The organism is Flavobacterium sp., assembly GCF_043760115.1.
Taxonomy (GTDB): Bacteria; Bacteroidota; Bacteroidia; order Flavobacteriales; family Flavobacteriaceae; genus Flavobacterium.
In genome coordinates this window covers 1-6,661 of record NZ_JAYUPK010000090.1, presented here as the reverse complement: position 1 = coordinate 6,661, position 6,661 = coordinate 1, and the positions used below count along the sequence as shown (strand labels likewise).

Annotated in this window: 5 protein-coding genes and 1 pseudogene; 3 read left to right on the top strand and 3 right to left on the bottom strand. The window is 28.4% G+C overall.

Annotated features, from left to right (window positions below; genetic code table 11):
- Nucleotides 1–102: 102 nt before the first annotated feature.
- The 3 genes from ACH2BC_RS08185 (at nt 103) to ACH2BC_RS08175 (ending at nt 4,149) form a co-directional block, all read left to right on the top strand.
- On the top strand, nt 103–2,430 hold the full coding sequence (locus tag ACH2BC_RS08185; protein ID WP_395053508.1) for an ATP-dependent helicase: 2,328 nt from the start codon (nt 103–105) through the stop codon (nt 2,428–2,430).
- A gap of 73 nt (nt 2,431–2,503) precedes the next feature.
- Nucleotides 2,504–3,124 carry an L-threonylcarbamoyladenylate synthase gene (locus ACH2BC_RS08180; RefSeq protein WP_395053507.1) on the top strand — a complete coding sequence of 207 codons (621 nt, stop codon included), beginning with the start codon at nt 2,504–2,506 and terminating at the stop codon, nt 3,122–3,124.
- Nucleotides 3,125–3,129: 5 nt separating this feature from the next.
- Nucleotides 3,130–4,149, top strand: coding sequence for a carboxypeptidase-like regulatory domain-containing protein (locus tag ACH2BC_RS08175; RefSeq protein ID WP_395053506.1), 1,020 nt, complete (start codon nt 3,130–3,132; stop codon nt 4,147–4,149).
- Nucleotides 4,150–4,280: 131 nt separating this feature from the next.
- Here the strand turns inward: ACH2BC_RS08175 and ACH2BC_RS08170 are convergent, their stop codons facing one another.
- The 3 genes and pseudogenes from ACH2BC_RS08170 to ACH2BC_RS08160 form a co-directional block, all read right to left on the bottom strand.
- Nucleotides 4,281–5,111 carry a flagellar motor protein MotB gene (locus tag ACH2BC_RS08170; RefSeq protein ID WP_395053505.1) on the bottom strand — a complete coding sequence of 277 codons (831 nt, stop codon included), beginning with the start codon at nt 5,109–5,111 and terminating at the stop codon, nt 4,281–4,283.
- Nucleotides 5,112–5,184: 73 nt separating this feature from the next.
- Nucleotides 5,185–6,177, bottom strand: a complete 993-nt coding sequence (locus tag ACH2BC_RS08165; RefSeq protein WP_395053504.1) for a glycosyltransferase family 2 protein — start codon at nt 6,175–6,177, stop codon at nt 5,185–5,187.
- A gap of 9 nt (nt 6,178–6,186) precedes the next feature.
- Nucleotides 6,187–6,649 (bottom strand): annotated as a pseudogene (locus tag ACH2BC_RS08160) (type I restriction enzyme HsdR N-terminal domain-containing protein).
- Nucleotides 6,650–6,661 lie beyond the last annotated feature (12 nt).

Genomic DNA, 6,661 nt, shown 5'->3' with positions numbered 1-6,661 from the left:
GTAAACAAAAATAGTCAATAATTATGAGACAAAAAATTGTAATTCAAGTTTAGTAAGACTAATTTTGTGTTTTAAGTAAAATAATACAGAATTAAAATATAAATGCAAAAATACATAAGCCAACTTAACGAAGCACAGCAAGAACCAGTTTTACAAAAAGATGGTCCAATGATAATAATTGCTGGCGCAGGTTCTGGTAAAACTAGAGTTTTGACTATTAGAATTGCTTATTTAATGAGTTTGGGTGTTGATGCATTTTCAATTTTGGCATTAACTTTTACAAACAAAGCAGCGCGTGAAATGAAAAAACGTATAGCAGAAATTGTAGGAACTAACGAAGCCAAAAATCTTTGGATGGTAACTTTTCACTCTGTATTTGCTAGAATTCTTAGAAGTGAAGCAGATAAATTGGGTTATCCTTCTAATTTTACTATTTATGACACTCAAGATTCTGTTAGATTAATTTCTGCTATTATAAAAGAAATGCAATTGGATAAAGATGTTTATAAACCCAAACAAGTTCTTAGCAGAATTTCATCTTATAAAAATTCTTTAATTACAGTAAAAGCATATCTTAACAATCCAGAGTTGCAAGAACAAGATGCAATGAGTAAAAAGCCACGTTTGGGAGAAGTGTATCAAAATTATGTAGACAGGTGTTTTAAATCTGGAGCAATGGACTTTGACGATTTACTATTAAAAACCAACGAATTACTTAATCGCTTTCCAGAAGTTTTAGCCAAATATCAAAATAGATTTAGATATATTCTTGTAGATGAGTACCAAGATACTAATCATTCACAGTATTTAATTGTGAGAGCATTGTCTGATAGATTTCAAAACATCTGTGTTGTTGGTGATGATGCACAAAGTATTTATGCTTTTCGTGGTGCCAATATCAATAATATTTTGAACTTTCAAAAAGATTATGAAAATGTTAAAACATATCGATTAGAACAAAATTATAGATCTACAAAAAATATTGTTGAAGCTGCCAATTCTATTATAGATAAAAATAAAACCAAGTTAGATAAGATTGTTTGGACTGCAAATGATTTTGGACAAAAAATAAAAGTGCACAGAAGTGTGACTGATGGAGAAGAAGGTCGATTTGTAGCCGCAACAATATTTGAAGAAAAAATGCGCAACCAAATGAACAATGGCGATTTTGCAATTCTTTATCGAACCAATGCACAATCTAGAGCAATGGAAGATGCACTTCGCAAAAGAGATATTCCGTATAGAATTTATGGAGGTTTGTCTTTTTACCAACGTAAAGAAATTAAAGATGTTTTATGTTATTTAAGATTAGTTATAAATCCTAAAGATGAAGAAGCTTTAATTCGTGTTATTAATTATCCAGCAAGAGGAATTGGTGATAGTACAGTTGAAAAATTAACGGTTGCAGCCAATCATTACAAGCGTTCCATATATGAAGTAATGGAAGTTATAGATAAAATAGACTTAAAATTAAACGCTGGAACTAAAGCTAAATTGCAAGATTTTGTAATGATGATTAAAAGTTTTCAGGTAATTAATGAAAATCAAGATGCTTTTTTCTTGGCAGATCACGTTTCTAAAAAAACTGGTTTGGTTCAAGAATTAAAAAAAGATGGCACACCAGAAGGAATTGCAAGAATAGAAAATATAGAAACTTTAATGGGTGGAATTAAAGATTTTATAGAAGGTCAACGTGAAATTGATGGTGCTCGTGGTGCTTTGTCAGAATTTATGGAAGATGTTGCTTTGGCTACCGATTTAGATAAAGATACTGGCGATGAAGATAGAGTTGCGCTAATGACGATTCATTTGGCGAAAGGTTTAGAGTTTCCAACAGTTTTTGTTGTAGGATTGGAAGAAGATCTATTTCCAAGCGCAATGAGTTTAAATACCAGAAGCGAACTAGAAGAAGAACGAAGATTATTTTATGTTGCCTTAACTCGTGCAGAAAATCAAGCTTATTTAACTTATGCACAATCTAGATATCGTTGGGGAAAATTAGTAGATAGCGAACCTTCGCGATTTATTGAAGAAATAAAAGAAGAATATATAGAATATATAAATCCTATAGATTCTGGTGGTTACAGATACAAACCATTAATAGATATGGATGTTTTTGGTGATATCGATAAATCAAAATTACGATTAGCAAAACCAATAGCAGGAAATCCACCTAAAGGATATTCTGATCAACCAGTTTCGTCTGTAAACATTAGAAAATTAAAACCTGTAGGAAATGCTCCAAGTGCTAATAATTTATTTGATAGTAAATTGGCAAACGGAAATATTGTTATGCACGAACGTTTTGGCAAAGGAGAAATAATTAATCTTGAAGGAATTGGTGCCGATAAAAAAGCAGAAATACGATTTGAAGTTGGCGGTATAAAAAAATTATTACTACGATTTGCTAAGTTGGATGTGATTGGGTAAACAGGTTTCAAGTTTAAGGTTTCAAGTTTTTTAACCTGAAACTTTAAACAAAAATAACTTTAAACAAAAAATAATGGCACAGTTTATAAAAATATACGAAGACAAACCCAATGAAGCAGCCATAAAACGTGTTGTTGAGATTTTAAAAAATGGTGGTTTGGTAATTTATCCAACAGATACAGTTTACGGATTGGGTTGCGATATTACAAATACTAAAGCATTAGAAAGAATTGCAAAAATTAAAGGAATTAAGTTAGAAAAAGCTAATTTTTCCTTTGTTTGTAGCGATTTAAGTAATATTTCAGATTACGTAAAACAAATTGACACCGCAACTTTTAAATTGTTAAAACGTGCATTGCCTGGAGCTTATACTTTTATTTTATCAGGAAATAATAATCTTCCTAAAGAATTTAAAAAGAAAACTACAGTCGGAATTCGTGTTCCTGCTAACGAAATAGCACTTGAAATTGTTAGAAAACTAGGCAACCCAATTGTTTCAACTTCCATTCACGATGATGATGAAGTTTTAGAATATTCTACTGATCCAGAATTAATTTTCGAAAAATGGCAAAATCTTGTAGACGTTGTAATTGATGGTGGTTATGGAGATAATCTAGCATCAACAATTATAGATTTGTCTGGTTTTGAACCTGTTGTAATTAGAGAAGGAAAAGGAAGTTTAGATATTTTATAAAGTTTATGAAAAAATTATTTTTTATTATTTGTATTTTAATTTCAATGTTTAACTTTTCACAATCTATAAAAGGAAAAGTGTTAGACGAAAATAAACAACCTTTAGTTGGAGCAAATGTATATTTTGACGGAACAACAATAGCTACGATTACTGATGAAAAAGGTTACTTTACTTTAAACTATAGTTCTAAAATAAACAGTATTTTGGCAGTAAGTTTTATTGGATTTCAAACACAATATATATCAAATGTAAAATCAGATGAAGAAATTAATGTTGTTTTAAAAGAACTTTTAAATTCGTTAAGCGAAGTTATTATTAAAAAAGACAGATTTACAAGAAAGCAAAAATTACAATTATTTAGAGAACAATTTTTAGGAAGAAGTGACAATGCCAGAAACACCAAAATAGAAAATGAAGATGCTATTTACTTTGAATATGATGAAAAAACTATGACTTTAAAAGCTTTTTCAGATGTTCCTTTAATTATAATTAATTCATCTTTAAAATATAAAATATCTTATGAATTGGTAAACTTTGAAGCTAAATTTTATGCAAAGACTTTAAATTCTCATGACGTTTTTAGAAGTTATTATGTTGGTTTAACTAGGTTTGAAGAAATAATTTCTAAACAAAATGTTACCAAGAAACGAGAAAAAACATATCAAGGTTCGCAATTGCATTTTTTTAGAAATTTAGTAAATAATATTTGGGATAAAAAGAATTTTTTACTCTTTAAAGGTAGTTTTCAAGACAATCCAAACGATTATTTTAAAGTTTCTGTAGATAATGATTTATATAAAGTTGAGGTTGTAAAACAAACAAAATCTCTTGCGTCTAAAGATTTTGTTGCAGAATTTAATTTATTATTTGATAAGAAAAAACAATCCAAAATTTTATTTGAAACCGAAACATTTTATGTAGACAAATTTGGAAACAATTCCAACATCGAAAATATAATTTTCTCTGGCGATTTATCTCAACAAAAAGTTGGTGATATGTTGCCTATGAATTATGGAATTGAGTAAAAAACAAAAACGCCAAGATTTCTCAAGGCGTTTCATAATTATTTTAACTTGATACTTCGTACTTCGTATTTCAAACCTCGTACTTCGTATTTCAAACTTCGTACTTCGTATTTCAAACCTCGTACTTAAAACTATTGTTTTTTCATTTCTTTTTCAATCATTTCATAAAACTCATCAATTTTTGGTAAAACCACAATACGAGTTCTTCTGTTTTTAGATCTGTTATCTGCTGAATTGTTATCTACTAAAGGAACATATTCTCCTCTTCCAGCAGCAATAAGTTGCGATGGTTTAACACCCAAATCTCTAGTTAAAACTCTAATGATTGCTGTAGAACGTTTTACACTTAAATCCCAATTGTCAAGTAAAACTGCGTTTCCAGTAAAAGGAACATTGTCAGTATGACCTTCAACCATACACTCAAATGTAGGTTTGTCGTTTACCACTTTAGCAACTTTAGCCAAAATTTCTTTTGCTCTATCACTAACCACGTAACTTCCGCTTTTAAACAATAATTTGTCTGCAATAGAAATAAAAACTACTCCTTTTTCTACATTCACTTCAATATCTGGATCAGAAATTCCAACCGAACTTTTTAAACTTGTAACCAATGCCAACGTAACACTATCTTTTTTGGTTAACGCATCTTGCATTCTAGAAATTTTTAAATCTTTCTCTTTGATTGATTCCAATGCTTTTTCAATATTTTGTGCACCTTTTGTAGAAAGTACAGTCATGTCTTTAGAAGCGCTAATTAAATCAGAATTATTCTTTTTCAAATAGTCGTTTTGTTGATTCATTGCCTCTTTTTCAGTCAAACATAAATTCAGTTTTACTGTTGTAGAATTTAATAAATCTTGACATTCTTTGTTTTGAGCTTCTAATGCTGCAATTTTCTTTTTTGCGCCACAAGACGTTAGCATTAATGATGCAATTGAAACAATTAAAATTACTTTTTTCATACTTTTCTTTTTTCGATTATTACAAATTTACAAATTATTGATAGTTATAACGTTTAAATACCCTAAAGTATTGTTAAGTTTTGTTTTCAAATACCTTGCCGTTCTTAACAAAATAATTGAAAACAATACTTTTAGTGTGATAATAATTTGGTTTTTGATTTACACTTCTTTTCTTTAACATTTTAGAAATCAAACTATAAAATGAATAATGTGCTTTTAAAATAGCAAAAAAATGATTGAATTTTCCTTTAAAAATAAATTGAAAACCTGCAATTCCATCTAAAATCATTCTAGCAATTAAAACAGAAATTAATTTATTTTTTGGAAGATTTTTGATCAACATCATCAATGAATTTCTAAAATTTAGAAATGTTTTTTTAGGATTTTCTTCCTTTAAAGTTGCGCCACCAACATGATAAACAGTTGATTTATAAGTGTATTTAATTTTATAATTTAAATTAAAAGCTCGCCAACACAAATCTATTTCTTCTTGATGTGCAAAAAAATCTTCGTCAAAACCATTTAATTTTCTAAAAACTTCTTTTCTTATAAAAAAGCAAGCACCACTTGCCCAAAAAATTTCAGTTTCATTATCATATTGTTGGTTGTCTTTTTCTACCGTTTCAAAAATTCTTCCTCTACAAAAAGGATAACCATATTTATCTATAAATCCTCCAGCAGCACCAGCATATTCAAATTTTTCTTTATTTTTAAAATCTAAAATTTTGGGTTGAATTATTCCAATTTCTTTTTCTTTTTCAAATAATTCTATTACAGGAGTAAGCCAATTCTGAGTAACTTCAATATCAGAATTTACTAAAGCATAAAATTCTTCTTCTACATTTTTTAAAGCCAGATTATAACCTTTTGCAAAACCATAATTTCCATCATTTTGAATAATTTTTACACTTGGAAATTGTTCTTTAATAACTTGAATAGATAAATCTGTAGAAGCATTATCTGCAACATAAACGTTGGCTTCATCAGAAAAAGCAACAATTGAAGGTAGAAATTGTTCTAACAATTTTGCGCCATTCCAATTTAAAATTACTACTGCTATTTTCAAGTTTGTATATTATAATTTGTTGTTGGTAATTTCAAATTCTGGAAGTTCTTTTAAGAAATTATATTTCTCGTTTTCAAAATCCATTTCACAAAAGTAATGATTAACTCCATTGGTTACCATTAAATAATTGGCTTTTAAAGTAAGATTATATCTAGCAATTTGATTAAAAGTTTCTTGAGCTATTTTTATTTCTGGAGCTTTGCATTCTATCAATAAAAATATTTCTCCATTAGGTTGATATACAATTACATCATAACGTTTACTTAAATCATTAACTTTAATTAATTTTTCAACATTTATATATGATTTTGGATACCTTTTTTCTTGAAGTAAATACTGAACAACATTTTGACGAACCCATTCTTCTGGAGTTAGAATTATAAATTTTTTTCCTAATTTCATCAAAAATAGACACTTTATTTTCACTATTTTTGAACCGAAATGTATATTTTGGAAAATTGAGTTGTTGCATCTCACAAAAGTA

What these genes read in the sequence shown, in the direction of transcription:
- ACH2BC_RS08180 (WP_395053507.1), top strand. Translation starts at nt 2,504, where the DNA reads ATGGCACAGTTTATAAAAATATACGAAGACAAACCCAATGAAGCAGCC.
- ACH2BC_RS08185 (WP_395053508.1), top strand. Translation starts at nt 103, where the DNA reads ATGCAAAAATACATAAGCCAACTTAACGAAGCACAGCAAGAACCAGTT.
- ACH2BC_RS08175 (WP_395053506.1), top strand. Translation starts at nt 3,130, where the DNA reads ATGAAAAAATTATTTTTTATTATTTGTATTTTAATTTCAATGTTTAAC.
- ACH2BC_RS08170 (WP_395053505.1), bottom strand. Translation starts at nt 5,111, where the DNA reads ATGAAAAAAGTAATTTTAATTGTTTCAATTGCATCATTAATGCTAACG.